Source organism: Ancylobacter sp. 3268, assembly GCF_031456575.1.
In the GTDB taxonomy this organism is placed as follows: domain Bacteria; phylum Pseudomonadota; class Alphaproteobacteria; order Rhizobiales; family Xanthobacteraceae; genus Ancylobacter.
Window position 1 is genome coordinate 1 of sequence record NZ_JAVDUX010000030.1, and the last position, 25,041, is coordinate 25,041.

A 25,041-nucleotide genomic window follows, 5' to 3' on the forward strand; every position below is an offset into this window, starting at 1 on the left:
GGCCATCCTGTCCCTGAAGCCCTGCCAATCAAGCCAGGCCGAAAGGCCCACTATGCATTAGAGTCAAACCGGACCACTCAATAGGGGCAGGCTACTCGACGCCAAGCCACCAAGACCCGGCGTCAGGCGCGTGCCGTCCCCGGCAGCCTGCCCGACGACCTGTACGACTATATCGATGAGGATATGCCGGCGTCTCCCGAAGCGCCGGCGGCCAAAGAACGTGGCACAGAGCCGCCGCTCGATCACTGGACCGTCTCCGACGACTGGCCGGATCGCGTGCCCGTGACCGAAGCCGAGATCGACCTGTTCGAGGCATGGTTCGGCGATATTCTTGATGAACTATTCGGCAGGCCCGGCTGATCCGGTTCGATCGAGCAGAGCGAAATTCCTTGAAATAGTTATATCACTATGATAACCTTTGCGGCGAATATCAGCTTCGCCGCCTGATGTCCTTTGTCGGTAGGCGAGCGCTCCTACGGAGGCTGCGCTACATGACCACGCTGAAGATCGGCATTGCCGACACCGAGGAAATGAAGGCCCGCACACTGCGCATCGCGCGTGGCGAGGAAAAGCCATCGCCCGACGATCCCAAAGTCTGGTTCATCTCGACGGAGTCCTTCTCAAAGGTTCTGTCCGCACCTAACCGCAAGATGCTGCACCTGATCGCTGAGCAGGAGCCGGATTCGCTCGATGCCCTGGCCGAACTGACCGGCCGTGCAAAATCCAACCTCTCACGCACGCTGAAGGCGATGACCGGCTACGGCCTCGTTCGCATGGAGCGGAGCGGCAAGAAACTCGCCCCTAAACTCGTCCATGATCGCGTCGTGCTGGAGTTGGCCCTGACCAGTCCGCGCCGCAAGCCATCTCGCCCGAAGGAGACCGCCGATGAATAAAGAAGCTCCCTTGGTCGCCACTCGCGCCGCCCTTTACCTGCGCGTCTCGACCGCACGGCAAGCCGAGCACGATGTGTCGATTCCCGACCAGAAGTGGCAGGGCGAAGCCTATTGCGCCTCGCGCGGATACCAACTCGTCGAAACCTTCGTCGAGCCGGGTGCGACCGCGACCAACGACCGCCGTCCGGCCTTTCAGCAGATGATCGAAGCCGGCACTTCCAAGCCTGCGCCCTTCGATGTCGTTGTGGTCCATAGCTTCTCGCGCTTTTTCCGCGATCATTTCGAGCTGGAGTTCTACGTCCGCAGGCTCGCGAAAAACGGCGTCAAGCTGGTCTCCATCACGCAGGAGATCGGCGACGATCCGATGCACGTCATGATGCGCCAGATCATGGCGCTGTTCGACGAGTATCAGTCGAAGGAGAACGCCAAGCACGTCATGCGCGCCCTGAAAGAGAATGCCCGACAGGGCTTCTGGAACGGCGCTCTGCCGCCGATCGGCTATCGCATCATCGCGGCCGAGCAGCGCGGCACCAAGACCAAAAAGAAGCTGGAGATTGACCCGCTACACGCCGACACGGTGCGGCTCATCTACCGACTCGCCCTTCAGGGCGAAGGCGGTTCTGGCCCGATGGGCGTCAAGGCGATCGTCAACCACCTCAATCGCAACCGCATCTTCACCCGTGACGGCGGGCGTTGGGGCATCGGCCAGCTTCACCGCATCCTGACCCGACGCACCTATATCGGCGAGCACGAGTTCAATAAGCGCTCCAAGTCCAAGGTGCTGAAGCCGGTCAGCGAAATCGTCGTGGTGCCGGTGCCGCAATTGATCGACCAGGAGACGTTTGATGCCGTGCAGGAGCATTTGCGGGTCCGCAACTCCAAGGTCACGCCGCCGCGTGTCGTCAGCGGGCCGACCCTGCTGACCGGCATCTGCTTCTGTGAGAAATGCGGGGGAGCCATGACACTACGCACCGGCAAGGGTGGGCGCTATCGCTATTACACCTGCTCGATCAAGGCGCGGCAGGGCGAGACAGGTTGCTCCGGCCGCTCCATTCCGATGCCGCAGCTCGACGCCATCGTCTGCGACCATATTGAAAACCGGCTCCTCCAGCCCGAGCGGCTGGAGGAGATCCTGGCCTCGATCCTCGATCGACGCGAGGAACGGGCCGAACGCCGCCATGAGCATATCGCCGAGTTGAACCGGCGCGCAGCCGAGACCGAGCTTCGCCTGAAACGCCTCTACGAGGCCATCGAAGCGGGCGTGGCCGATCTGAACGATCCGGCCTTGAAGGAGCGCGTCGTCGCCCTTCGGGCGCTACGAGACCAAGCGCAGCTCGATTCCGAGCGGGCACAGGCCATTCTTGACAGCTCTGGCAACATGGCGGTGACACCGGCCGTTCTACGCAAGTTCGCCACGACCGCGCGGCGCCGGCTCAGGCAGGAGGGCGGCGGCTACCGGCGGGACCATCTGCGCGCTTTTGCCCAGCGCGTTGAGGTCGGAGAAGGCCATGTTCGCATCATGGGATCGAAGGGCGAACTGCTGCGCGCCCTTACTTCGGTCTCTAGCGGAAAATCGGCGGGAATCGGCGTGCCCACTTTGGGACTGAAATGGCGGAGCGTGCGGGATTCGAATGAGGGGGAAACGCACGTTTCGCGCGGATGTGTTTATTGACGTGCATGCCGGCGCACCCTAGCTCGGAACGTCGCTAACCCCGTTCCTTTGCACTTTCTAAACTAATGCAATTTCAACGACATAGTTGTTCGCAGTTTCACTTTGGTCGGCGCGCCAGCGATTTTATGTGTCCATAAGTCATTGAATTTGTTCGATATTCGATGACGGAAAATGGACCTGGACCCCGGCATTGGACCCCAATTCGTCGTGACCCTTCTTGCGGGAACGACTCACGTTGTCCAAGGGTGCGAAACCTCGGCCGGGTGGATGGCTTTCATTGGCCTGCTGCGGGTTCTGTGGACATGAGGTTAAGCTAATTTAGCTCGCTCCTCGAACTCGATGGGGCTGAGATAGCCCAGTGGCGAGTGCCTGCGTCAGCGATTGTAGAAGCGCTCGATGTCGTCGAGCACATCCGCTCTCGCGTCATTCCTGGTCCTGTAGACCTTGCGGGCTGTCCGCTCGGTTTTCAGCGGCGAGAAGAAGCTCTGGCTGCCTTGGTCGCTGAGATGCAGCAGGCTGTCCGGCTTGCCGCGGCGCCAGATCGCCATGATGAGGGCATCGGTGACGAGCTGTGCCGTCATCTGCCCCTTCATTGCCCAGCCGACGACACGTCGTGAGAACAGGTCGACGACGGCGGCAACATAGAGCCAGCCCTCCGCGGCCCAGATGTCGGTGAAGTCCGCCACCCATTTCTGGTCTGGAGCCGAGGCCGCGAAGGCGCGGTCGGGCAGATTGTCCGACGCGGCGGCCCGCACGCCGGCATCCCTCGGCAGCCCACGACGGCGCGGCCGGGCCCGCAACCCAAGCTCCCGCATGATACGTTCGACCCGATGCAGCCCACAGGAGAGCCCTTCCGCCAGCACATCGGGGCCAGACGCGTCGTGCGCCATAGGTTCGATCGCTGCTGTTGAAGCTCCGGTCGACCGCCGTCGCGAGCATGTCATCGTGCCGGGCATGCGCACTGGGGCTGCGATTGAGCCAGGCATGAAAGCCCGACCGCGAGACGTCCAGAGCGTCGCATAGCCATGCCCGATCTTCGAACGAGAGTTCGCCAGATGCTCCGGTGCTTCGCGATGAAGGCGAACCTCATGTCGCTTTCCTCGAAGAAGGTTGCGGCCCTTTTTCGGATGTCGCGCTCCGCCTTCAGCTTGGCCACTTCCCTGCGCAGTCGGTCAATCTCGAACTGCTCGGGCTGCATCTGACCTTGCCCGGGATAGGCATGCTGGGTACGAAGACAAGACTTTGTGCCGGTCAGGCCAGGGCAAGCCCGTCTGCTTTGCAGTGGCCATGGATGAGCTCGATGATCTCGTTCTTGGCGAGCGTTCCCATAGCGAGGCTGGCGACGCGGAACTGCAGCTCGACTTCGATCGCGTCGGCGTCGATGGCCTTTAGGGCGACGGCCGGCGGCGGATCCTGCACGATGCGGGTGCTGGCTTGCAGCACGCTCCGCATTGCCTCCTCGATCCGACGCGGGCTCTGCACGGCGGCGAAGCGCACGCCCAATGTGATCTGATGCGTCTCGTCGGGACGGCTGAGGCTGGTCAGGCCCTGTCTCGCCAGCATGCTGTTGGGCAGCACGACGATGTTGTTCGCCTCGGTCAGCAGATTGGTGGAGCGCCAGTTGGTCTCGGTGACCCGGCCTGCGGTGCCGTCGCTCAGCTGCACCCAGTCGCCTATCGCATAGGCTTTGCCGAGTGTCAGCGCGATGCCTGAAAAGACATCGCCGAGCGTGTTCTGCAGCGCCAGACCCAATATGAGGGCGACCACGCCCGAGGTTGTCACCAGGGAAGCGACGGGCATGCCGAAGACGAAGCCCATCACCGACAGCGCCGCGCCGAGATAGATGACGGCAACGGCCATGTCCAAGATGAGATGCGCCTCCCGCGGCTTGCGGTTGAGCCGGACATAGATGTGGATGAGGCCGATGATCGTCCATGCGAGGTGGGTCCACCAAAGAACTCTGGCCGACTTCGACAGCAGCGCGGCGAAACCCTCCTTATAGACGTCATCGGGCTGATGCGGCGCGACGCCTCCCATATAGAGAACGAGGCTCATGCCGGCGAAGAACAGGATCTGGACGATCAGGCGGCCTGTCGGTCGGCTGCGGCCCTGAAGGTGCCAGACGACGATGCCGGCAATGCCCAGCATGTTGATCAGGGCAAGCGGCAGGTAGTGGTCATCGCCAGACATGGGAGATTCGCCGGGGTTGCTTGCGGTAGACCGCCCCGGCCGAGCCGGAGGGACGGCGGGATCGAACGACCGGAGCATCTCCGCATCGGCGCAGAGATGCTCCGGTCGGCGGCAGGCGCTCAGTAGTCCCAGAAGACCGGCACCCAGCGGAAATGGTCGCCCTCGACCGCCACATGACCGACCGACGGGAACGGCAGGTGAGTCGCTACCAGCGATGATCCAGTCGCCGCCAGCTCCTTCAAAAGACGGATCCGGACGCGGGCCGCTTCTTCAGGATCATGTTCGAAGCCGTTGTACCATTCGGGGTGTTCGAACCCGACCGCGAACACGGCATCGCCGGCGAACATCAGCCGGTCACCGCCGGACGCCACGCGGACTATGCTGTGGCCGGGGGTGTGGCCACCGGTGCGAGAGACGACCACGCCCGGCGCCACCTCGGACTCCTCATCGAACAGCCGCAGATGGTCCTGATACTCTTTCGTGAACCGCTTCGCGGCGGCGCGAAGCGCGTCCGGGAAACCCGGAGGCATGTTGACGTGGGAGAAATCGGGCGCCTTCCAGAACTCGACCTCGGCGGTGGCCACGTGGATCCGCAGGTCCGGACGCAGCCGCTCCTTCACTCCGTCGATGAGCAGCCCACCGACATGATCCATGTGCATGTGGGTCAGCACCACGTCGGTCACGGCCGCCAGGTCGATGCCGACAGCCGCGAGCCGCTTGATCAGTTGCCCGGCCCGCGGCAGGTTCAGCTCCGGGTCGAGCCCCAGCCCGGCATCGACGAGGACGGTCTGCCCGCCGCTGCGGACGACCACCACGTTGAGCGCCCAGTCGAAGGCCTCCGTCGGCAGGAACATGTCGTTCAGCCAGGCCGCTCGTGCCGCCGGCTCGGCGTTGTGTCCCAGCATCTTGGTCGGAAGCGGCAGCACGCCGTCGCTTACGATCAGCACGTCGATCTCGCCGACCCGCACCGCGTAGCGCGACGGCACCAGCTCTTCATGTCCCGTTCGACGGGGGGTGGAAGTGTTCTGCACGTTCATGTTTGCCTCCTGAGATGACGGAACCGACCGGGTCGGCTCCGCTGATGGTGTGTGTTGTGGTGAGGTTGTCCGCGCGCAGCCGCCGATGCGGCACGCGCGGCAGTGATCGCGCCTAGAGGTCAGTGACACGCTCCGGATCCGCCGAGGCGAGGGCGACGTCGCGCTGGGCGCGGGGTGGGTAGATCCACACCGTGTTGATCTCCTGCTTCATCTTCTTGGCCTCGGCGCCGACGAACTCGACCTGCCGGTCCCAGCCGCGCGTGAACAGCGCGCCGGCGTCGCCGAGGTCGAGGCAGGTGACATAGGCTTCCTGGTGGTAGGGGATGGTCGGCACGCCCAGCAGCTCGGCGGCGGCGTTGTGGCCGGCGAAGGCGCCCATGCGGGTGGCATGCTGGCAGGACATCAGCGCGTAGTTGCCGATGTGGTCGCACGCCGCCTTGGCGGCGTCGCCGGTGGCGAAGACTCCGCCGACGCCTGGCACGCGCAGGGCGCGGTCGACCAGCAGCCGGCCGGAATTGTCGCGCTCGGCCGGGATCTGCTGGGTCAGCGGCGCGGCGCGCATGCCGGCGGCCCAGATCACGGTGGCGCTTTCGATGCGCTCGCCGCCGGCGAGCGTCACGCCGTCCGCGTCCACCACAGCGACGCCAGCACCGAGGCGGGTCTCCACGCCCACCTTGCGCAGGGCGTTTTCGATGACCGGGCGCGGACCGGCGCCAATGTCGGGCGCGATGGCATCGTTGCGGTCGACGATGACGACGCGGAGGTCGGCCCTTTCGCCGAGGATGGCCCGCAGCCGTGCCGGCATTTCCGTCGCCGTCTCGATGCCGGTGAAGCCGCCGCCGGCGACGACCACCGTGTCGCGGGAGGCCGAAGCCGGCCGGTGCGCCAGCCCGTGGAGATGGCGGTCGAGGGCGATCGCGTCGTCGAGCTGGTCGACGCTGAACACATGCTCGGCGACGCCGGGAATGTCCGGCCGGAACAGCCGGCTCCCGGTGGCCAGCACCAGCCGGTCATAGGTCAGCGTCCTGCGCTCGCCGCGGCCGGTGACGATCCCCACCGAATTGGAGCGGGTGTCGATCGTCTCGGCGGTGCCCTGCACATAACGGACGTCGATTTCCTCCAACACCGGCAAGAGCGGCGCCGTCAGCGCCTCGGGCATGGGTTCGTAGAGCCGCGGGCGGACGACCAGCGTCGGCTGCGGCGCCACCAGCTCGATCTCGAGCTCCTCGGGCGAGACGCCCTGGAGATCGCGCAGGCGCGCGGCGGAAAGGGCGGCATACATGCCGGCAAAGCCGGAGCCGATGATGACCAGTCGCATGTGAACTACTCCTGTGAGAGCTTCCGGAAGGGCGCAGATCGCCGCTGCCGCGTCGTCGGCCGGAGCCTGTGGTCGGCCGCGATGTGCGAAGGGATGGAGCGGCAGTCCATCGATCTACCCTCGGCGCGCTCGTCGGTGCGCGGGAGGGATTGCCGTGGTTAGAGCGCGATTGCCGCTAACGCGCTCGCCGGCGCCAATCTCTCGGCGTCTCGCCAGTCAGGCGCCGGAAGGTGGCGGCGAAGGCGGATTGAGAGCCGTAGCCGAGTGTCACTGCGATCGAGATGATCGACTCGTCGGTGTCGCGGAGCATCGTCATCGCCTGCGCCAGCCGGTGCTGGCGCAGCCAGGCATGCGGCGACAGACCGGTGCTCAGCTTGAAGGCACGGCAGAAATGGAAGCGCGACAAATGGGCGTCCGCGGCGAGCGCGGCGAGCGACAGGTCGGCGTCGTCATCCGAGCGCAGGCGCTCGATGGCGCGGCGTAGCGCCGTCGGCGCCAGCCCTCCCAATGCCGGCTGGGGGCTGGCGGCGGTGCCAGTGTGCGCGGACAGGAGCCGGGTCGCCAGAAGCTCGGTGAGTTGCTGCCGGAACAGGGCGTCGAGGGCTTCGCTGCCATCGAGTACCTCTGAGGCGCTCATCAGCAGCCGCGACGTCGTCGGATCCAGATGGCCGGTGCGCTCAAGCAAGGGCGCGGGCCCGGACGTGTCGGCTTCGGTGGCGACGCGCTCCAATATGCCGTGTGGCAGATAGAGCTGGAGGACCTCGACCGCTCCGCCGATGTCCCAGCGCGAACTGGTGCCGGACGGGATGATCGTCACCACGCCCGGCCGCGCCGTTCCGGATGCGAGCGTTCTCCCGGTCCGGCGCTCCAGGCGCTGCATCGTGCCGATATAGGTCATGATGACGTGGTCCGTCATCGGTTCGACCACGTCGTGCAGCTCGCCGTGATTCCAATGGGCGAAGGAGCTGCCGGACAATTCGGTGACGATACGGCGTGGCGTGGTGCCGAGCACGCGTGCCATCTCGTCCGCCGAGGGCCGGGCGCCATGCCACGGCTGTCCCGCGCCGGGTTTGGAAGTTTGCTGGGGTTCGGAAGTGCGGAACATATCCTCTGGCGAGGGCCCGCGCGGGATGGTCTCGTCCATCGATCCACGCTCACGGTTCGGTTGCGTCATGAGGGCAGAGTGCGGCGAGGCCGGCGCAAAGTCCTTGCGGCGAGGTTGGATTGATCTTGCTTTTACGTCCAAAGCGACGCCGAGCGGCCTTATGGGAAAAGCTCCGTACGCATCATGATATGAAGGCGGTCCGCAGAGCGGCGCGGCGAGCTGCCCGCCTGCGCGTGGCGATGGAGCGCTGGATTGAAGTACCAATTCGCAGACTGCGTGCTCGACCTCGATCGACGGGAGCTGACCCGCGGCTCGCAGACGGTCGCCGTCGGTCCGCAAGTCTTCGATCTGCTGGCCCATCTCGTGGAGAATCACGAGCGGGTCGTGAGCAAGGACGGCCTGCTCGACGCGGTCTGGAACGGCCGCGTCATCTCTGAATCCACGCTGACCAGTCACATCAACGCGGTGCGTAAGGCGATCGGCGACAGCGGCGCCGAGCAACGCCTCGTGCGCACCGTCGCGCGCAAGGGATTCCGCTTCGTGGGCGACATCAGGCCGGTGGGGACACCGGAGGCGCCGCGCGAAGCCGCGATGATGCCGGAGATCGCCATCCCGGCAACGGCCGTGACGGCGCAGAAGCCCTCCATCGCCGTCATGCCGTTCCAGAATCTCAGCGGCGATCCGGAACAGGACTATTTCGCCGACGGCGTGGCGGAAGAGATCATCACCGCCCTGTCTCGGGTGCGCTGGCTGTTCGTCATCGCGCGCAATTCGAGCTTCGCCTATCGCGGCCGCCCCGTCGACGTGAAGCAGATTTGCCGGGAACTTGGCGTCACCTATGTGCTCGAAGGCAGCGTACGCAAGGCCGCCGACCGCATCCGCATCACCGGCCAGCTCGTCAATGCTAGCACCAACGGCTATTTGTGGGCCGATCGCTTCGAGGGCGCCCTCGACGATATCTTCGCGCTGCAGGACCGCATTTCCGGCAATGTCGTCGGCGCCATCGCCCCGCAGATGGAACTGGCGGAGATCGAGCGCGCGCGGCGCAAGCCCACCGAAAACCTCAGCGCCTATGACTGCCATCTGCGCGGCCTCGCGCATCTGCACCGCGGTGGCCGAGAATCCGTCGAGGAGGCGCTGCCGCTGTTCCGTAAGGCGATCGGGCTCGATGCCGAGTTCGCGCCGCCTTATGCAATGGCCGCGTGGGCCTATTTCTGGCGCAAGATCAATGGCTGGATGACGGATCCCGCGCTGGAGACTGCCGAGGGGATCGTTCTAGCCCGCCGCGCCGTCGAGCTTGGGCGGGACGATGCGGTGGTGCTGGCGAGGGCCGGCCATGCGCTCGCCCATCTCGCCGGCGAGTTCGAGAGCGGCATCGGCCTCCTCGACCGCGCGCTGTTCCTCAATCCCAATCTGGCGCCTGCCTGGTTCCTCGGCGGTTTCCTGAGGGTGTGGCACGGCGAGCCGGAGGCGGCGATCGACTATTTCGAGCACGCGATGCGCCTCAGCCCCGTCGATCCCGAGCTCTACCGGATGCAGGCCGGGATCGCGATGGCGCATCTCTTTGCCGGCCATTTCGAGACTGCGTCGCTATGGGCGGACCAGGCCCAGCGGAACCTGCCGAGCTTCCTAATGGCCGTGGCCACCGGCGCGGCGAGCGAGGCGCTGTCGGGACGGACCGAGGAAGCCCGTCGGACCATGAATCGGCTGCGTGACCTTGGCCCCACACTACGCCTCTCCAGCCTGAAGGACTGGCTGCCGATCCGCCGGCAGAAAGATTTCGCCTTGTTCGCCGACGGCCTGCGCAAAGCCGGCCTTCCCGACATGTGAGCTGCAATGATCGAAGCTCAGAATCCGTCACGGCTTCAGCATTCGTTTAATGGCACCGAGCCAAGCTCAGTCTTGGCAACCTCCTAAGCCATAGCAATTTCAGTAAGATTGCTGTTTGAACCGCCCCTGCTTTGCCGGAGGCCCAACTCCTGAGAGGATGGGGCTATGACGAGCAAGACGACGAACAAGTTTTCGCCGGAGGTGCGCGCTCGCGCGGTGCGGATGGTGCTGGATCATGAGGCTGAGCATCCGTCGCGCTGGCGGGCGATTATCTCTATTGCGACGAAGATTGGCTGTTCGGCACACTTTCTGAACGAGTGGTTGAAGAAGGCTGAGCGCGAGAGCCGTGAGTTGCGGCACGCGAACGAGATCCTGCGCAAGGCATCCGCGTATCTCGCTCTGGCGGAGCTCGACCGCCGGTCGAAGACATGATCGCCTTCATCGACGATCATCCGGGGCGTCTGGGGTCGAGCCGATCTGCAGGGTTCTGCCGATCGCCCCATCGACCTACCACGCTCATGTCGCCCGGCGGCTTGATCCGTCCAAGCGTTCGGCACGGACGTAGCGTGACGCGACAGCGAGGAACGCTACTATGCTCTGCTCGACGAGCAGCAAATGGCGGCGTGACTTAAACCAAATGGCCTCCGGCGAAGCCGGGGCGGTTCGCTTCTCCGCCAGGACCGACTGTTCCCGTTCCAGCTTCGAAATGGGCCCCTCGTAGTGAGATTGCGGTCTGCCCCGCCATCAGGCCGCCCAAGTGCCAAATTTAATCGCCGGAACGGGCACATCGCTGGATGGAAATTGGGTGTAACGTCAATCGATCTCGGCCATAAGCGTCAGATACGCAATCGCAACGCGCCGCCAGTTAAATTCCTTCGCTCGTTTACGGCCAGCGGAAGAAATTCGTTGACGCAATTCGGGCGACGCGAGCAGCCGGGTGATCGCAGAGATCCAAGCCGTGGTATCGTCCGGATCGGCGAACAGGGCGGCACTGCCACAAACCTCGGGTAAGCAGGGGGAGGTGGACGCAACGACCGGGCACCCCCACATCATCGCCTCCACTGCCGGAAGTCCGAAGCCTTCCGTCCGGGAGGGGAGCAGGAAGCACAGCGCTCGCGAGAGGGCGGCGGCAAAATCGTCGTCGCTGATCCGGCCGAGAACACGCACATTTTGTGCGCCGGATAGCTGCAGGCGCCCGGTCAGTTCGGCATCGAGTTCGCCCATGATCATCATGTCGACGCCGATCACTTCCAGCGGCTGGGCAAGGCGCAGCAGCAGCTCCGGGTTCTTATGGACCTGGTTGCGCAGCAGGCACAGCACGAAAGGACGTGGCGCTTGAAAATCTTGGCGGGAGCATTCCGGGCGCCAGCCCTTCGCATGATCGGCGCCGTTATAGGTGACGACGATCTTCTCCGCCGGGGCCACGCCATGCCGAACCAACTCATCGCGCGACAGGTTCGAGACGGTCGTGATGGCGCTCGCTCTTCGGCCCAGCAGGGGAAGGATGATACGGTGAGCCAACCGAAAGCCGCGGGAATAGCTGCGCGGTGATGTCAGCGTCTGTACATCATGGATGCAGGCGACCTGCCGGCGCACCATCACCGGCGCCAGATTGCAGAAGCTGAGAAGACCACCTTTCACATGTCTCGGCAGCTGCATCTGCACCCAGAATTGCGGCAACCTCGGCCGGGAAAATTCGGGAGCTATCCGGGTAGCGATGGCCTGCAACGACAGCGGCGTTGCGGGGACGCGGGGAGCGACAAGATCGAGATGCAGATTCCGTGTCAGCGGATGTTTCTCGATCAGAAGTGCGTCGAGCGCGAGCGTCACTTCACGCGCATAGCGGGCCACGCCCATGGGATTGAGCGCGGCGAAATCGCCGTTGACGGTCCAGTGCCGGATGGCGGCGGGGCCTCGTGATCCAAGGGGTCGGTCCAGTTCGTCGCGATAGGGGCGGAACATGAATGGCGCCGTTCGTTGCCGTGGGTAGACACCCTCGTCTCCGACACGATCCTCTCAACGCGGACAGTCCGGCCTGCCGGCACATTGAGCCAGGCCGCACGCAAAAACGGTAATGCGCGCCGCCAAACGAACGTGCCCGACGCCTTTGGTCAGCCTCCCAGCATCTTCGTTGCACGGCGGCAGAGGTGCCGCACCAGCACAATGACGGGCGGGATACGGATGGCGCGAGGATGGTCATGAGACGTGTGTGGGCCATCAATGGTCGCTTTTTGACCCAAAAGGTCACGGGAGTGCAGCGCTACGCCAGCGAGATCGTCCTGGCGCTGGATCGCAAGATTGCCGCCGCCGATCGTTTGGCCCAGGATCTCGATGTGGAATTGGTCGTGCCAGCCGGTACGGGAGAGCTTCCCGGATTGTCGGCCATTCGCCTGCGCCATAGCGGCCCGGCTCGCGGGCCTTTGGCATCAGGCCATCTCTGGGAGCAATTCGCCCTGCCGCGAGGGCTCCAGGGCGGCCTGCTCAGCCTTGGCAACAGTGGCCCCGTTGCTCACCGCAGGCAGATCGCGTGTATCCACGACGTGAATACACGCAGCTTTCCGGCGAGCTATTCGCTGCCGTTCCGGCTGCTACACCTGGCTATGGTACCGCTTCTTGGTCGATCGGCGAAGATGATCACGACGGTATCGCAGCATTCGGCCAATGAATTGGTGGCGCGCGCATTGTGCGCATCGTCCAAACTCCTGGTCGCTCCGAACGGATACGAACACGCCCTGCAATGGCAGGGGCGGCACAGCGAGGCTACACATTCCGTCGCGGGGCCGAACACCATCGTCCTTGTCGGCAGCCCGGCTCCTCATAAGAATATGTCTCTGCTGATCGGCATTGCCGACAAACTGGTAGCCGAAGGTCTGCAACTCGCCATTGTCGGTCAGATCGATCGACATGTTCTTCAACACGACGGCGCACCAGTCGGCGCCGGGAATGTGCATTGGCTGGGGCGCTTGCCGGACGAAGCCCTTACCGCGCTCTTGCAGGATTCTCTTTGTCTGGCGTTCCCTTCCTTTACCGAAGGTTTTGGCCTGCCCCTCCTGGAAGCAATGGCGATAGGATGCGCGGTGGTGACGTCGGATCGGGCAAGCATGCCGGAGGTATGCGGGCATGCTGCGCTCTATGCCTCTCCGGCTGATCCCGAGGCCTGGCTGGACTGCTTCAGGCGACTGAAGCATGAGCCCGGCTTGCGCGGCCGGCTGATTGCTGCCGGGCGTGGCCGCGCTACCCGATTTTCGTGGAACGACTCTGCGCAGGCATACCTGCAGGCGATGGCGGTCGTGGATGGCCTGACCGCCCCAGAGGCACTGACAGTCTCAGCGCCACTCGACCATGCGGAGCATTCGGCACTCGCCTGATAGCCTATGGCGAACATGTCGGACGGGCCACGCTCAACGGCGCATGTCGACCGCCCGCTCTATCGCCTGCCCGATCTCCAGCCGGAAACGCTCCGGCGAGAAGCGAACGGCGTTGAGCCGGCATGCTGCCGGCGAAATTTCGCGCTCTCGGCGTTCGAACTGTTCAACCGCTCCCCGCACCGCCTCAACGGTCTGCTGCTTGAAAAGCAGACCCGTGGGCGCCGAAGCGGAGCCGAGTGGTTGCACGATGTCACGGGCGCCGCCCCTATCGAAGGCGATCACCGGTGTGCCATAGGCTTGGGCTTCGGCCATTGCGATACCGAAATCCTCGCACCCCGCGAAGAGAAGCGCCCTGGCCTGGCCAACGGCGGCGACGTAATCGTGGCGGGGCAAGTATCCCGCGAATTCAATATTGTGGCCCGTGACGAGCGAACGGAGGGAACGTGCCTGCTGGCCATCGCCAACCACCAGAAGTTTCCGGCTCGGCATGTCGTTGAATGCACGAATGACAAGATCTGTCCGCTTGTAAGGGGCAAGAAACGAAGCCGTTACATAGTAGTCATCTTTTTTGGAGATGAATTCGCTGCCGGAATTGTCCATGGGAACAGGAGGATGCACCACCTGCGCATCTCGCCCGTAGATGCGCCGGATCCGGTCCCTCACATAGCGTGAGTTTGCCAGCATCACGTCCGGTCCATGCGCTGTCCGGGTGTCCCAGATGCGCAGATTGTGGAGCATGTGACGAAACAGAAGCCCCTTCGGGCCATAGCCCAGACGCCCCTCGCCCAGATAGGAGAACTGTTCGTCCCAAGCATAGCGGACAGGGCTATGCACATAGCACACATGCGGCTGATCGGGCCGGGTCAGGACACCGCGCGCAAACGCTGCCGATGACGTGATGACAGCATCGTACTCGGTCACATTGAACTGTTCGATCAGGAATGGGCAGAGAAAGAAGAGCGACCTGTAATAGTGGCGTACCCCCGGCAATTGGTTGGCGATCGACGTGTGGAATGAGACGCCGGGGAAGAACTCGCTTTTCACGTTCCGAGGCAAAAAGTCGAACAGCGTGTAAACGTCGGCGACCCCCGTAATCTTGCAGAGTTCGGCCAATACACGCTCGCCACCCCGGAAGGAGGGGCACCAGTCATGCACGATGGCGACGCGACCCATGCCAGCCTGGGTCGACGTGTCGAGCCTGAAAGGGGAGGCCGACTCGGATGTCTCGACCGCACGGGCTGGCGCGACCACGACAGGCAGATCGACCGCGACGTCGCTCATGTATCGTCACTCGCTTGATGGAGGGGTTCAAACCGCATGGAGCGTTCACCGGGAGCGTACATCCCACGGTTCGCGCCGGATTGGCGAAGTGAGACGCCCTGGAGACGAATTCGTTTCGCCACTGATCGTTGTTCGTCTGCGCCTTACGTCTTTTGGCAGGCCTCATTCCTTGAGCGGAAGGCCCTTAGCCGAATTGATGCCGATGGCATCACCTGCCTCGCCCCTCTCGGCTTTCACGCCTGTCTATTCTTCGCGGTGAACGTCGACCCATTGCCGGCCCCCAGGCGGGCTCGAAACGCGAGTGCACCGCATGAAGCTTGCTGTCGTCATCCCAACACTGGGACGCAAAGCCGTTGCAAGCCGCCTGCTCTCTCATCTCGAAAGTCAAACTCGACTGCCTGATCATGTTTTCGTCACGGCACCCGATGAGAGTCATGTCGAGCAGGGGAGCTCGTACTCATACCCGGCATCCATGATATTCGGTGGCCGAGGATTGTGCGCACAGCGGAATCGAGCCCTGTCTCAGTCCGTCGAGTTCTTCGATATAATCACGTTTTTTGATGATGATTTTGTTCCGTCAGAGAATTATCTCGAAAATGTCGTCAAGGAATTTGAGTGCCATAATGAATATTCGGTACTGATGGGCGACGTTCTATACGATGGCGCGCAAGACCTGGCCTGCTCGTTTGAGGACGCGATCACGATCTTGCAGAAGGCGGCATGCAGCCCACCTCCCCATCACGATCCAGTCGATCATATCGGCGCGTATGGATGCAATATGTCGATCCGGACGAGCGCCATAGGTGCGGTGCGTTTCGACGAAAAGCTGGCGCTTTATGGATGGCAGGAAGATATCGACTTCACGGCACAGTTGGGCCGCCACGGGCGGGTGGTCAGGCTGACCTCGCTGCTGGGCGTTCATCTGGGAATAAAGAGCGGGCGGGTCAGTGGGGTGCGGTTCGGCTATTCCCAAGTCGTGAATCCGATCTATCTGGCGCGCAAGGGCACCATGCCGGTTGGTTTCGCCGCCGACCTGATCTTTCGCAACCTCGCCGCCAACCTGGCCAAGAGCCTGTTCCCCGAACCCCATATCGACCGGCGTGGCAGGCTGAAAGGTAACCTGATCGGCGCGAGGCATCTGATCGCCGGAAGAATCGAACCGGAATATGTGCTGGAATTGAAGTGAGATGACCGCTCAACTTTTTACATGCGGATGCCCGGCCCGGTTGGCGGAAGGACGGCCATCCAAATTTTCCATGGGCCGGCACTCTGCTCCGTTCGCAGCGGCGTGGCGGCGGGGCGGTGTGGCCACGGCGCTGCTCTTGTTGTTCACCGGCTCCGCCATGGCAGAGGATCCGCCACCGGCCACAGGGGCGCGGGAATACCGCTTGGGCCCTGAGGACAAGATACGGCTCAAGGTGCTGGAGTGGCGCGCCACGCAGGATGAGATATTCGAATGGAGCCCGATGGCGGGCGAGTTCTCCGTCAATCCCGAAGGTCGGCTCAACGTGCCCTTGATCGGCTCCGTCGAGGCGGCCGGCCGCACGTCGAATGAGATCGGGCGAGAGATTGGCGATGGCCTGCAGCAGTTGATGGGGCTCGCCGAGGCACCTCGCGTCGCGGTCGAGGTCTCCGAGTTCCGTCCGTTCTACACGACCGGCGACGTGATGCGACCCGGCCCGTACCCTTACCGTCCGAAGCTGACGGTCTTGCAGGCGATCGCGATCGCCGGCGGGATCCAACGGCCCGCCGACGCTGGCCTGCTCCGGCTGGGGCGCGATGTCATTGCCGGCCAGGGGGAACTCATTCTGCTTGGACAGGAGCGTGATGCACTGCGCGCCAGGCTCGGTCGCCTGCAATCCGAGCTCGACGGGCTAGACAGTGTCAGCTTCCCCGCGGATGTGACAAAGCGTGGCGAGGACAGCCGCATTCTCCTGCTGATGCGGCAGGAGAGTCAGATTTTCGCCGGCCGCCGTGACGCGATGACGGCGCAGACCAATGCCCTTGTCCAGCTGAAATCCTTCCTCGATAAGGAAGCCCAGACGCTGCAAGGGCAGATCGCTGCCCAAGATAGGCAGATGACACTGGTGAACCAGGAGCTTCAGGCGATCACCGGGCTCGTCGAGAAGGGCTATGCGGTTTCCTCGCGGCAGCTCGGACTTGAACGTACGATCGCGCAGATCCAGGGCGACAAGTTGCGGTTGGAGACGGAACTCCTGCGCGTGAGGCAGGATTCGAGCCGGGCCGATATTTCCATGATCGACCTGAAGAACACGCGAACGAACGAACTCACGGCAGAATTGCGCACGACCCAGGCGAAGCTCGATGACACGCTTGAAAAGATAAAGACGTCGCAGCAACTGCTGTACGAAGCGGGCGTATCCGCACCCCACCGTTACATCGAGCGTAGCCGGTCGCTCCGCCTCGAGCCAAGCTATGTGATCGTGCGGGCGAACGGCAACGAAATCTCCGAAATGGACGCAACGGAAACCACCCCGATCGAACCTGGCGACACATTGAAAGTGGGTCTGCCGCTTCCGGAAGAGCCCGGGGATCCCGCCCTGAGCGGCGATGCGGGCGGGATCGAGGCCGCCGTGAACCAGCCCTGACTGCGGACCAAGACCATATCGCCCGCTGCTATGTGGCGATCGGGCCTGGTCCTACGCGTTGCAGATCCGGCAGGGTAGTCCGCGGGCGATAGCGCTCGCCGTCATGCCGAACATGCGGTTGCTTAGGTATCCGCATCGTTCGCAACGAAAGCGCATGCCGAGATCCTTGCCGGCAATGCCGCCCTTTTCGGCATCTGATCCGTGATAGTGATCGGCTCGCATAATGACGGTTCGCCTTCGGGGGGCGCGAGCAATCGTCACGGGTGCCGACACTATGCCGGGCTTGCGTTGCTTCGACACGCCATCACCCTTCGCAAATGTGTGGTGCTCACCTGTCGAGGGGAAGGTGAAGCGACGTCGGTCGCTTCACCTTGCTGGCTCACGCTGCCGCGGGCTCGGCCAGGAGTTCTCGGATCCGTACAGGCAATTGACGAGCCGACTTCACCCGTGGAAGATCGAGTTCAGCGATCGGGGTTTCCGGTGCCTCCTGCCAGTTGTCGAAACTGCGGCGCGTGACATTGTCGACAAAACTCTCGACTGGCACCCCTTCGGCTACGATGAGCGAATGGTCGTCCAACTCCACGTGATAGTAGATGAAGGTCTGCGGCATGTCGGCATGTCGGACGATTGTCGTCCCGTTGACCAAGGCGCCGGCCTGAACGAGCAGGCCATCGAGCAATAGCGCGTGGTCGGGCGAGACGAAGAGGTCGCGGCAGGGAAGGCCAGCGCCGAGCGCTCCCGCTGCGATTCTGATTGGCAGGACCCGCTGCGGATTGGCAAAGACGGTCGAGACGGTCTGCCGAGCCAGCCAGCGCACGGGCTTTGCTGCGCCCTCCGTCGTGAGGACGAGATCACCGGCCGTCAGTGCCTCTATCGCGACGTCGCCGCTCGGGGTCGAAATCATCGTGCCAGCCAGAAAGCAGACGACGAAGGGATCTGTTACGTTAACGCTGACAACATCTCCCGTATGATAGGCGGCCGTTGGCGTGCTTATGCCGTATACACCCTGATAAAATGTCAAAATACCGAGATTTGTATATCCTATATACGTTTCATAAAACCCATCTACAAGTATCTTGTCTCCAGGGGAGAACGTGGAATCGGATTCTTCGTCATTATAGGTCGCTGGCCACGGTATAGGTTCGCTTGTAACCGTAAATGTATTTGAATCTTCATGAAACGAAACAGTATTCCAATAATTTACTTCATATGTCGCCATTTTTCTGTCCTGCTCCAGCCAGAGAAATAAAATATCGCGACATAATCATGGGATTAGTGCAGGAAGGTTTTTTCAAAAATTTCATCTAAAACATCTGCACGTTTGAGCGGCGCCTCAATCCCGGCCGCACGATTTTTGTGAAATTACCCAAACGAGGTATCCGGAGGGGCGAGCTTGGGGCGCAGCGGTCACTATTTTGTGCCAAGGCAGCTGCGTTTTACAGGCGCATCAGGCATTCGACGCGCGGGACGGCCTCCTGCGATCGGAACGACCATTACCGTCTTCTCCAAGGGCGGGGATTTTGACCGAGCGCAGGCTGGCCTCTCCGCATGATCGAAGCGTTAAAGGCTTGCTGACCTGAGACCCCGATCCTCCTCCAGATTTGAGTAGAGTCCGTCGATCATGTGAGACGCCCCCCGAATTTGGGCCAGTGAGAGCTGGAAAATTCCGGGGTTATCGCTGATGCCGGCAAGGGTGCGGGAGAGCCGTTCATGAGCGCGATTGGCGGCGCTGTGCGGGCGAGCCTGGTTGTCGTCTCTACGCCAAGCGTCCATCTTCATCCTCGCGTCGTCAGGGCGCATGAACCAGTGGGCGTCCAGGCGCTCCGGCCGGAACTTGCCGTTGAAGCTCTCGATGAAGCATTGTCGGTCGGCTTGCCGGGCCGCGAGAAGTCGAGCACGACACCCTTCTGATAGGCCCGAAGCAAGGTCCCGGCTAATCGGCCTACGTGCCGCGCTTCGACGGGTACATATGAGCGATCCGTCGACCCGGAGTGTCGCGCAGGCATGCCGCACCGACACCTTGCAATCGTCGCGCACCACCGTGGACAAGAGCCAGTTTATGCGCAGGCCGCAGAGCTTTTTGAAGCACGTCCTGCAGCATCGTCTTGTTGAGCGACAGGTCCGTCACGATGCGCTTCAGCTTGGCGTTCTCCTCCTCCAGCTGACGCAGCCGCTTCACCTCGGACGGCATCATCCCGCCATAGCGCTTGCGCCAGTTGTAGAGCGTCGCCTCGGAAATCCCCGCCTTGCGGCACACCTCGCCGATCGCCATGCGTCTTCTGGCTTGCTTCAGGACGAGGGCGATCCGCGCCTCCTAGAACTTCGATGCGTTCCTGGATCTCTCCTCGTCCCCGAGCCGGGGATTATAAGCGGAAAATTGCAGTTCCAGCGGGACCAAAAGCCGGGAGTATGTCAGTTGAGGCGCGCCACTCTTCGGAAGTATCACTCGTCTCCGGCGGCCGCCGCAACCGTACCGCCTGCGCAGGGGGTAACTCCGGACACCGGTCTATTATGCAGTAGTTTGATGTCAGGATCACTCAGTTAGAGCAGGTTATCGCTCCTGCAGTGTTGGATCGGGGCATTGTGGCCGATGATCCGTCATGTGCGGAAGGTATTGGTTCTTTAAAATGTCTTAAGCTTTTATATACTCTCATATTTTGTTCAAGAAACGGTCTTTGAGGTCTGGCGGATAGCCGATTTTGCTGAGTGCCATCCATTTATCATGGTCGACTTTCTTGCGGCATGGCTCAACGATGATTGCGCAGCGCAGGGGAAGCATTAAACATGAACCATGAAATGTTGAGGGCTATGGCTTTGATTGCATTCCTGTCGGGAAATCAAGCCGTTGCCCTTCTCAGATCGAAAGATGTTATCGCCCGCCAGGACGCCATCGACCTTTATGACCGCGTCCTGTTGGCTATCGACGCATTGCAGGAGCAAAGCGATACAACCAATGGTGTTCTTGACCGAGCTAGAACGCTTGTAGAAGCGATGATCGATCAGTGTTAATGGCAGAGGAAGCTAGCGAAGCTCATCCTTTACATTAACGGCTTCTGGCACCCGGCCGAATGAAGCGATGATTATCGGCTTGCCCAAACTCTTTTCGTCGGAACCCGTATCGCGCGAGAAGGCAACGGCTCCCAGTCTGATAATGCTCAGCCGCTTAGCAATCCGTGTCGCGTCCTCTGATGTGCGGGCCTCGATTGGAGTGCCAACGCTAATCACGCCACGCTTGCCGGTCTCGTAGGCTTGAACGACGTAAAAGGTTTTCTTGTTCATTGCCTGTTCCTCAGCCCAACCGAAGATACTCAAGCCAAAGTTCTTCGAGATTGTCGTTGGCGAACAAGAATCGAGACACCCCCAAATCGGTCGGATGATTGGCAATTCGGATATGACGATTGGAGGAGCGCGCCGCGCTGGGATGGAAGTGGTGCCTCAATGGGAGGTCGAGTGACTTCACGCTCAGTCGTCGCATCGAGGTCGAAGTCTGATGAGGCGCTCTGTGATCACCTTGAGAGTTAAATTCTATCCTATCCCGAAGGGAGCGATGTTTTTGAGCAGAGCGCACTATAGAGGTGCGTTGAAAGGGCGGTGCTGGCGGGGATGGCCATGGATGATGACGGATTTGATCCTGGAGTAATGCTTGAAAAACATGCCAATCATAAAACAACCATTGTAGTATACCACACGAAGAGAGAATCAGGAAAATGTAAAAAGAATTATCACTACTCCTCACTGCCTGCCGCCATTGCAGCGATATGTGCCGCAACGTTGCCGGCGCTTTGCGACGTCGTCGTGCATGATCAATCCGACGTCCATATAGACCAGGGTCAGTTACGGGTGTTGATTGCGTATGTTCTCGCTCGGCAGCAAACTCCAATCTAACCGGTGTGGATTGGCTGCTCTGTTTTCCGTCTGAATAAAGGGGCCTCTTAAGGAGAGGTTCAGGCCATTTGGGGATGGCCCACCGGTGCAGAAAAGGTGCAGATCCGAACAGGCGCTCGCCCAATGCGCCCGCTGGGCGTTCCGGCTCCCCGGGTCGCCTGGCTAGAGGTTTCTCGCCTTGGGGGGCGCTGAGCCGCTCCGGCCGGCGGGCGCGGCGCCTTCGTGAGCGCCCGATTGCGCATCATCCGCAGGCGCACCTCACTCTTTGGCTCCGGGGCTATCGTCAGCGTGGTCCCGTTGAGCGCTTGATCAACTGCATCAATCTTTCGCGCATCGTTCGCTTTCGCTACGACCGGTGCCCACAGTTCCCTCGCAATCGTCGGGGTGCTGCCATCGCATCTGAACCAATCGCAAAATGATGTCCCGCCTTAGGTAAGTCAGATGGGGTGCCGATTCCGGCCGATACCGTCTCTCGGGGAGAAGGTGGTAGCGGGTGGGCGCATCCGAACGTGACTCTGCGTACGCCTTTTGGACAGTCTCGTTAACGGTTCAAAATTCGTAATATTCCCTTGGGTTGTGTGCGTCGCAAAATACGCCTCAACGGTCGTGCTCCCAAACTGATACATTGCCCTTGTTCGCAAGGATATGAAGTGCATTTCTGATCATCAAAGGGGACGCGCGTGTAAATAGGGAGGGCTATTTAATGAACTTCGAGTGCTCAAGTGTATATTTTCCAGAATCTTCGCAAAAAAATCGTCATTTGACGTCCCGTGGAGATTTGTCTGGCGACATCGATTTAGCTACGAGAAAGGATATTGTTCGATCGGGGAGAGGTGGGGCGGCGATCGTTTTGATCGAGCCTAGAACACTCCACGCTCAATGCATGCTACAGTCGCTCCGTGGGGCCGAATTCTCTGTCGAGATAGAGCGTTACGTAAGTTTGTCTGAGTGGATGCAGGCAGAGGACAGCGGAGATACGGTGCTGGTGCTGTTGTCTATGACCTCCGTGCCCAGCGGAGAGGGGGTCGCGACAAACCTGGAGCGTGACATCGCACAGCTCAAGGCGCGCAGGCCTTCCGTAAAGTTCGCGGTCCTCTCGGATCATGAGGCGCCCAGCCTCGTCCTGAAGGCCATGCAGGGGGGCGCGCAAGGGTATCTTCCGACGAGTCTGTCGATCGAAGTGCTCGCTCAGGTTCTCCAATTGTTGAAAGCGGGTGGCACTTATGTGCCGACCTCTAGCCTTATGGGTATGGTGGCTGCTCCAAAAGGAGATTTTGGCCAGCCTGCCGATGGAGGCTCAATATTCGGATCGCACCGCCAGATGCTGGTCGCGCGGGCCCTAAGCAAAGGCGCTCCGAATAAGGTAATTGCATACCAACTAAGTATGTGTGAAAGTACTGTTAAAGTTCATGTGCGTAATATCATGAAAAAACTCAAGGCAAAAAATCGAACAGAGGTTGCTTTGCTGATTTCCCAAATGATTCCTGATGGAAATTCCGAGTAAGTTTAATCGGTGTGTTTCTGAGGAATTCATCAGATATAAGAGCGTCTTGCATCGACCCGGATGCAGATGATGTGGAGTGGTGCCCTGCGGGTGCGTTTGGGCGCTGGGTGTGATTCATCTCATCCCGGAAAACGCATCGTTTGAAGCGGAAGTTGTCCGCCCAGAATCCCTGAACTGCAGGAGCGGAAGACAAGAAGGGTGCGGCGTTCTCGGTCTGGGATCAGCCAGGCAACCTACTTCGACCGGAAGGAGAAATACGAGTCCTCGCCCGCTGGATATGCGAGGGCTGGAGCAGTTCGAGGATGACGATACGAAGCTAAGAAAGATGGTCGTCGGTCCCTCCCTCGACCGTGAGTTGCTGCGGGTGTTGCTCGCCAAAAAAGCGCCGGAGCCTGGTCGCAAAGAGGCCCGGTTGCAAGCGCGAGTCCGCCTGCACGATCTGTGGCAAGTGGCATATGTCGATCCGGCGGAGCTGTAAGGCCCTTGAACGCCTTCGCTTGTCGCGCATTGACGGAGCCAAAGAATCCCTCAGTCTTCCTGAGCTCACGGTAGCAAATCTATCACGAAAGACACCTGCCTGCGGGAGCTAGGCTCAGGACTCATTGCTTACAACCGGAAGATGATGGCTGCTGCGATGCATATGACTGAGAAGAATGTGTGGGCGCATCGGTCGTAGCGTGTTGCGATGCGCCGCCAGTCCTTGAGCTTGGCGAAGAGGTTCTCGACCTTGTGGCGCTGGCGATAGAGCGCCTTGTCGTAAGCGTAGGGGATTTTCCGGCTTCGGCTTGAGGGAATGCAGGGTTCGATGCCTTTGGCGACCAGCGCCTGTCGGAACGGGGTGCTGTCGTAACCCCTGTCGGCGATCAGAGTCTTGGCTGGCGGCAGGGCGTCGAGCACGAGGTTTGCGCCCTTGTGGTCGCTCATCTGGCCCTCCGACAGCAGCATGACAATCGGGCGGCCGCTCTCATCGCAGACGGTATGGAGCTTGGAGTTCAGTCCGCCTTTTGTGCGCCCGATACGACGGGGAAAAGCCCCCTTTTAAGCAGGCTCGCCGCCATGCGGTGCGCCTTGAGATGCGTGGCGTCGATCATGATGCGCTCCGGCTTGGGCCCTTCGCCGGCCAACCCGGCGAAGATGCGATCGAAGACGCCGAGACGGCTCCAGCGGATGAAGCGGTTGTAGAGTGTCTTGTGCGGCCCGTAGCCCTGGGGCGCATCCTTCCACTGCAAGCTTCCACTGCAAGCCGTTGCGGATGACGTAGACGATGCCGCTCACCACGTGCCGGTCATCGACCCGAGGCACACCATGCGACAGCGGAAAATACGCCTCGATCCGCGCCATCTGGCGCTCGCTCAATAGAAACAAATCACCCATCACGGCATCCTCCCGGATACCGTGAATCACATCTCAAACCAAATTAATAGGCCGTGAGCCTAGGGGCTCGAGCCATGGTTGCGGGGCGAAGCTGGCGCCGATCAGCCAGAAGACCGAGCTCGCCGAGCGATCCGTTACGCGCTCTCGCGCTGGCAGGGCCTCACCCTGTTCCTCGATGACGGCCGCTTCAAGCTGGACAACAACATCGTCGAGCGCTCGACCCGGCCCTGCCCTGACCCAAAAGACGCCCCCTTCGCCGGCTCCGATGGCGGTGCCGAGTACTGGGCCGTCATCGCCTCGCTCGTCGAGACCTGCAAGCTCAACGGCATCGACCCGCAGGCCTACCGCGCGGACGTCATCACCCGTATCGTCAACGGCCACCCCAACAACCGTATCGACGACCTCATGCCATGGGCCTACCAGGCACAGCCGATCCTCGGCAACGTGGCTGACAACGACGCTTACGCTCAAAGAGCTAGCGGCGCGCTACGGCCTCAATCGAAAGACCGTCGCCAAGCGGCGCAAGCGCGGTTCTCAACGACGCGCCGCTGGGAGCGAAGGCGCCGCGTTCGACTATTCTGACGCCAGAGGAAGAGGCGGTCGCCTTCCGCGGGCATACGCTCCTGCCGCGGAGGATTGTCTCTATGCCTTGCAGGCCTAGATCCCGTATCTGACGCGCTCTGCTCTGCACCGCTGCTTCCAGCGCCACGGCATCATCCAGCTTCCGCAGGTCGTGGGAGAAAAGACCGCCAGAAAAGCCTTCAGGCCCTATCCGATCGGCTATTTCCACATCGACATCGCCGAGGTGCGCACTGAGAGGGTAAGGTCTATCTCTTCGTCGCCATCGACCGGACCTCCAAATACGCCTTCGTCCAGCGCATCTAAGAGCGCCTAACAAAACCTCGTGCGGGCCCTGAAAGCGATGATGGCGGCGGCGATTGTGAGGAAAGCGCGATAGAGGTCGGCGTGGCGTTC

The 25,041-nt window shown here is 61.7% G+C and carries 18 protein-coding genes, 7 pseudogenes and 1 other annotated feature; of the genes and pseudogenes, 14 read left to right on the forward strand and 11 right to left on the reverse strand.

Annotated features, from left to right (window positions below; all coding sequences use genetic code 11):
* The first annotated feature begins 183 nt into the window (after positions 1-183).
* From J2X65_RS25600 to J2X65_RS25610, 3 genes are all read left to right on the forward strand, one after another.
* Positions 184-360 (forward strand): hypothetical protein, encoded by a 177-nt coding sequence (locus J2X65_RS25600; RefSeq protein WP_310207938.1) that lies wholly within the window; start codon positions 184-186, stop codon positions 358-360.
* A 131-nt stretch (positions 361-491) separates the two neighbouring features.
* Complete coding sequence (locus J2X65_RS25605) at positions 492-893, forward strand: helix-turn-helix domain-containing protein (RefSeq protein WP_310207941.1); 402 nt, start codon at positions 492-494, stop codon at positions 891-893.
* Positions 886-2,565, forward strand: coding sequence for a recombinase family protein (locus J2X65_RS25610; protein ID WP_310207945.1), 1,680 nt, complete (start codon positions 886-888; stop codon positions 2,563-2,565). Before J2X65_RS25605 ends, J2X65_RS25610 begins: the two co-directional genes overlap by 8 nt.
* Positions 2,566-2,873: 308 nt before the next feature.
* Here J2X65_RS25610 and J2X65_RS25615 read toward each other — a convergent pair.
* The 5 genes and pseudogenes from J2X65_RS25615 to J2X65_RS25635 all read right to left on the reverse strand — a co-directional run.
* Positions 2,874-3,790: pseudogene (locus tag J2X65_RS25615) on the reverse strand (IS3 family transposase); the annotation flags it as partial.
* Positions 3,791-3,819: 29 nt separating this feature from the next.
* Positions 3,820-4,755, reverse strand: a pseudogene (locus tag J2X65_RS25620) (mechanosensitive ion channel family protein); the annotation flags it as partial.
* A gap of 119 nt (positions 4,756-4,874) precedes the next feature.
* A complete protein-coding gene (locus J2X65_RS25625) occupies positions 4,875-5,792 on the reverse strand; it encodes an MBL fold metallo-hydrolase (protein ID WP_310207952.1) in 918 nt (305 codons plus the stop codon).
* Between the two features lie 112 nt (positions 5,793-5,904).
* Positions 5,905-7,110 (reverse strand): NAD(P)/FAD-dependent oxidoreductase, encoded by a 1,206-nt coding sequence (locus J2X65_RS25630; protein WP_310207954.1) that lies wholly within the window; start codon positions 7,108-7,110, stop codon positions 5,905-5,907.
* Positions 7,111-7,285: 175 nt separating this feature from the next.
* Positions 7,286-8,254 (reverse strand): AraC family transcriptional regulator, encoded by a 969-nt coding sequence (locus J2X65_RS25635; protein ID WP_310207958.1) that lies wholly within the window; start codon positions 8,252-8,254, stop codon positions 7,286-7,288.
* 213 nt (positions 8,255-8,467) lie between these two features.
* Between J2X65_RS25635 and J2X65_RS25640 the strand changes: the two genes are divergently transcribed.
* Both J2X65_RS25640 and J2X65_RS25645 read left to right on the forward strand, forming a co-directional pair.
* On the forward strand, positions 8,468-10,045 hold the full coding sequence (locus J2X65_RS25640; protein ID WP_310207961.1) for a winged helix-turn-helix domain-containing protein: 1,578 nt from the start codon (positions 8,468-8,470) through the stop codon (positions 10,043-10,045).
* A 165-nt stretch (positions 10,046-10,210) separates the two neighbouring features.
* Positions 10,211-10,604 (forward strand): annotated as a pseudogene (locus tag J2X65_RS25645) (IS3 family transposase); the annotation flags it as partial.
* Positions 10,432-10,547 (forward strand) — a sequence feature (AL1L pseudoknot). It overlaps the preceding pseudogene by 116 nt.
* Positions 10,605-10,858: 254 nt before the next feature.
* Here the strand turns inward: J2X65_RS25645 and J2X65_RS25650 are convergent.
* Complete coding sequence (locus J2X65_RS25650) at positions 10,859-12,007, reverse strand: glycosyltransferase family 1 protein (RefSeq protein ID WP_310207964.1); 1,149 nt, start codon at positions 12,005-12,007, stop codon at positions 10,859-10,861.
* 236 nt (positions 12,008-12,243) lie between these two features.
* On the opposite strand from J2X65_RS25650, the gene J2X65_RS25655 reads away from it, so the two are divergent.
* Positions 12,244-13,413 (forward strand): glycosyltransferase family 1 protein, encoded by a 1,170-nt coding sequence (locus tag J2X65_RS25655; protein ID WP_310207966.1) that lies wholly within the window; start codon positions 12,244-12,246, stop codon positions 13,411-13,413.
* A 33-nt stretch (positions 13,414-13,446) separates the two neighbouring features.
* On the opposite strand, the gene J2X65_RS25660 is transcribed toward J2X65_RS25655, so the two are convergent.
* Positions 13,447-14,694: a glycosyltransferase gene (locus tag J2X65_RS25660; RefSeq protein WP_310207967.1), complete on the reverse strand. Its 1,248-nt coding sequence runs from the start codon at positions 14,692-14,694 to the stop codon at positions 13,447-13,449.
* Positions 14,695-15,004: 310 nt separating this feature from the next.
* Here J2X65_RS25660 and J2X65_RS25665 point away from each other — a divergent pair, with 310 nt between their 5' ends.
* Positions 15,005-15,880, forward strand: a complete 876-nt coding sequence (locus J2X65_RS25665; protein WP_310207970.1) for a glycosyltransferase — start codon at positions 15,005-15,007, stop codon at positions 15,878-15,880.
* A gap of 118 nt (positions 15,881-15,998) precedes the next feature.
* On the forward strand, positions 15,999-17,303 hold the full coding sequence (locus tag J2X65_RS25670; RefSeq protein WP_310207972.1) for a polysaccharide biosynthesis/export family protein: 1,305 nt from the start codon (positions 15,999-16,001) through the stop codon (positions 17,301-17,303).
* A 379-nt stretch (positions 17,304-17,682) separates the two neighbouring features.
* Here J2X65_RS25670 and J2X65_RS25675 read toward each other — a convergent pair whose 3' ends face one another.
* Both J2X65_RS25675 and J2X65_RS27040 read right to left on the reverse strand, forming a co-directional pair.
* Positions 17,683-18,522: a Hint domain-containing protein gene (locus J2X65_RS25675; protein ID WP_310207975.1), complete on the reverse strand. Its 840-nt coding sequence runs from the start codon at positions 18,520-18,522 to the stop codon at positions 17,683-17,685.
* Positions 18,523-18,977: 455 nt separating this feature from the next.
* Positions 18,978-19,608, reverse strand: a pseudogene (locus J2X65_RS27040) (integrase core domain-containing protein); the annotation flags it as partial.
* 479 nt (positions 19,609-20,087) lie between these two features.
* Here J2X65_RS27040 and J2X65_RS25690 point away from each other — a divergent pair.
* Positions 20,088-20,312: a hypothetical protein gene (locus tag J2X65_RS25690; protein WP_310207978.1), complete on the forward strand. Its 225-nt coding sequence runs from the start codon at positions 20,088-20,090 to the stop codon at positions 20,310-20,312.
* Between the two features lie 12 nt (positions 20,313-20,324).
* On the opposite strand, the gene J2X65_RS25695 is transcribed toward J2X65_RS25690, so the two are convergent.
* On the reverse strand, positions 20,325-20,582 hold the full coding sequence (locus J2X65_RS25695; RefSeq protein WP_310207981.1) for a hypothetical protein: 258 nt from the start codon (positions 20,580-20,582) through the stop codon (positions 20,325-20,327).
* Between the two features lie 330 nt (positions 20,583-20,912).
* Here J2X65_RS25695 and J2X65_RS25700 point away from each other — a divergent pair, with 330 nt between their 5' ends.
* From J2X65_RS25700 to J2X65_RS25710, 3 genes are all read left to right on the forward strand, one after another.
* Entirely contained in the window at positions 20,913-21,188 is a 276-nt protein-coding gene (locus J2X65_RS25700; RefSeq protein ID WP_310207983.1) for a hypothetical protein, read from the forward strand.
* Positions 21,189-21,891: 703 nt separating this feature from the next.
* Positions 21,892-22,692 (forward strand): response regulator transcription factor, encoded by an 801-nt coding sequence (locus J2X65_RS25705; RefSeq protein ID WP_310207986.1) that lies wholly within the window; start codon positions 21,892-21,894, stop codon positions 22,690-22,692.
* 109 nt (positions 22,693-22,801) lie between these two features.
* On the forward strand, positions 22,802-23,170 hold the full coding sequence (locus tag J2X65_RS25710; RefSeq protein ID WP_310207990.1) for a hypothetical protein: 369 nt from the start codon (positions 22,802-22,804) through the stop codon (positions 23,168-23,170).
* Between the two features lie 128 nt (positions 23,171-23,298).
* Here J2X65_RS25710 and J2X65_RS25715 read toward each other — a convergent pair.
* A pseudogene (locus tag J2X65_RS25715) lies at positions 23,299-24,066 on the reverse strand (IS5 family transposase).
* A gap of 66 nt (positions 24,067-24,132) precedes the next feature.
* Between J2X65_RS25715 and J2X65_RS25720 the strand changes: the two are divergent.
* Positions 24,133-24,516, forward strand: a pseudogene (locus J2X65_RS25720) (transposase domain-containing protein); the annotation flags it as partial.
* Between the two features lie 13 nt (positions 24,517-24,529).
* Positions 24,530-24,942, forward strand: a pseudogene (locus J2X65_RS25725) (IS481 family transposase); the annotation flags it as partial.
* Positions 24,943-25,041: the final 99 nt, after the last annotated feature.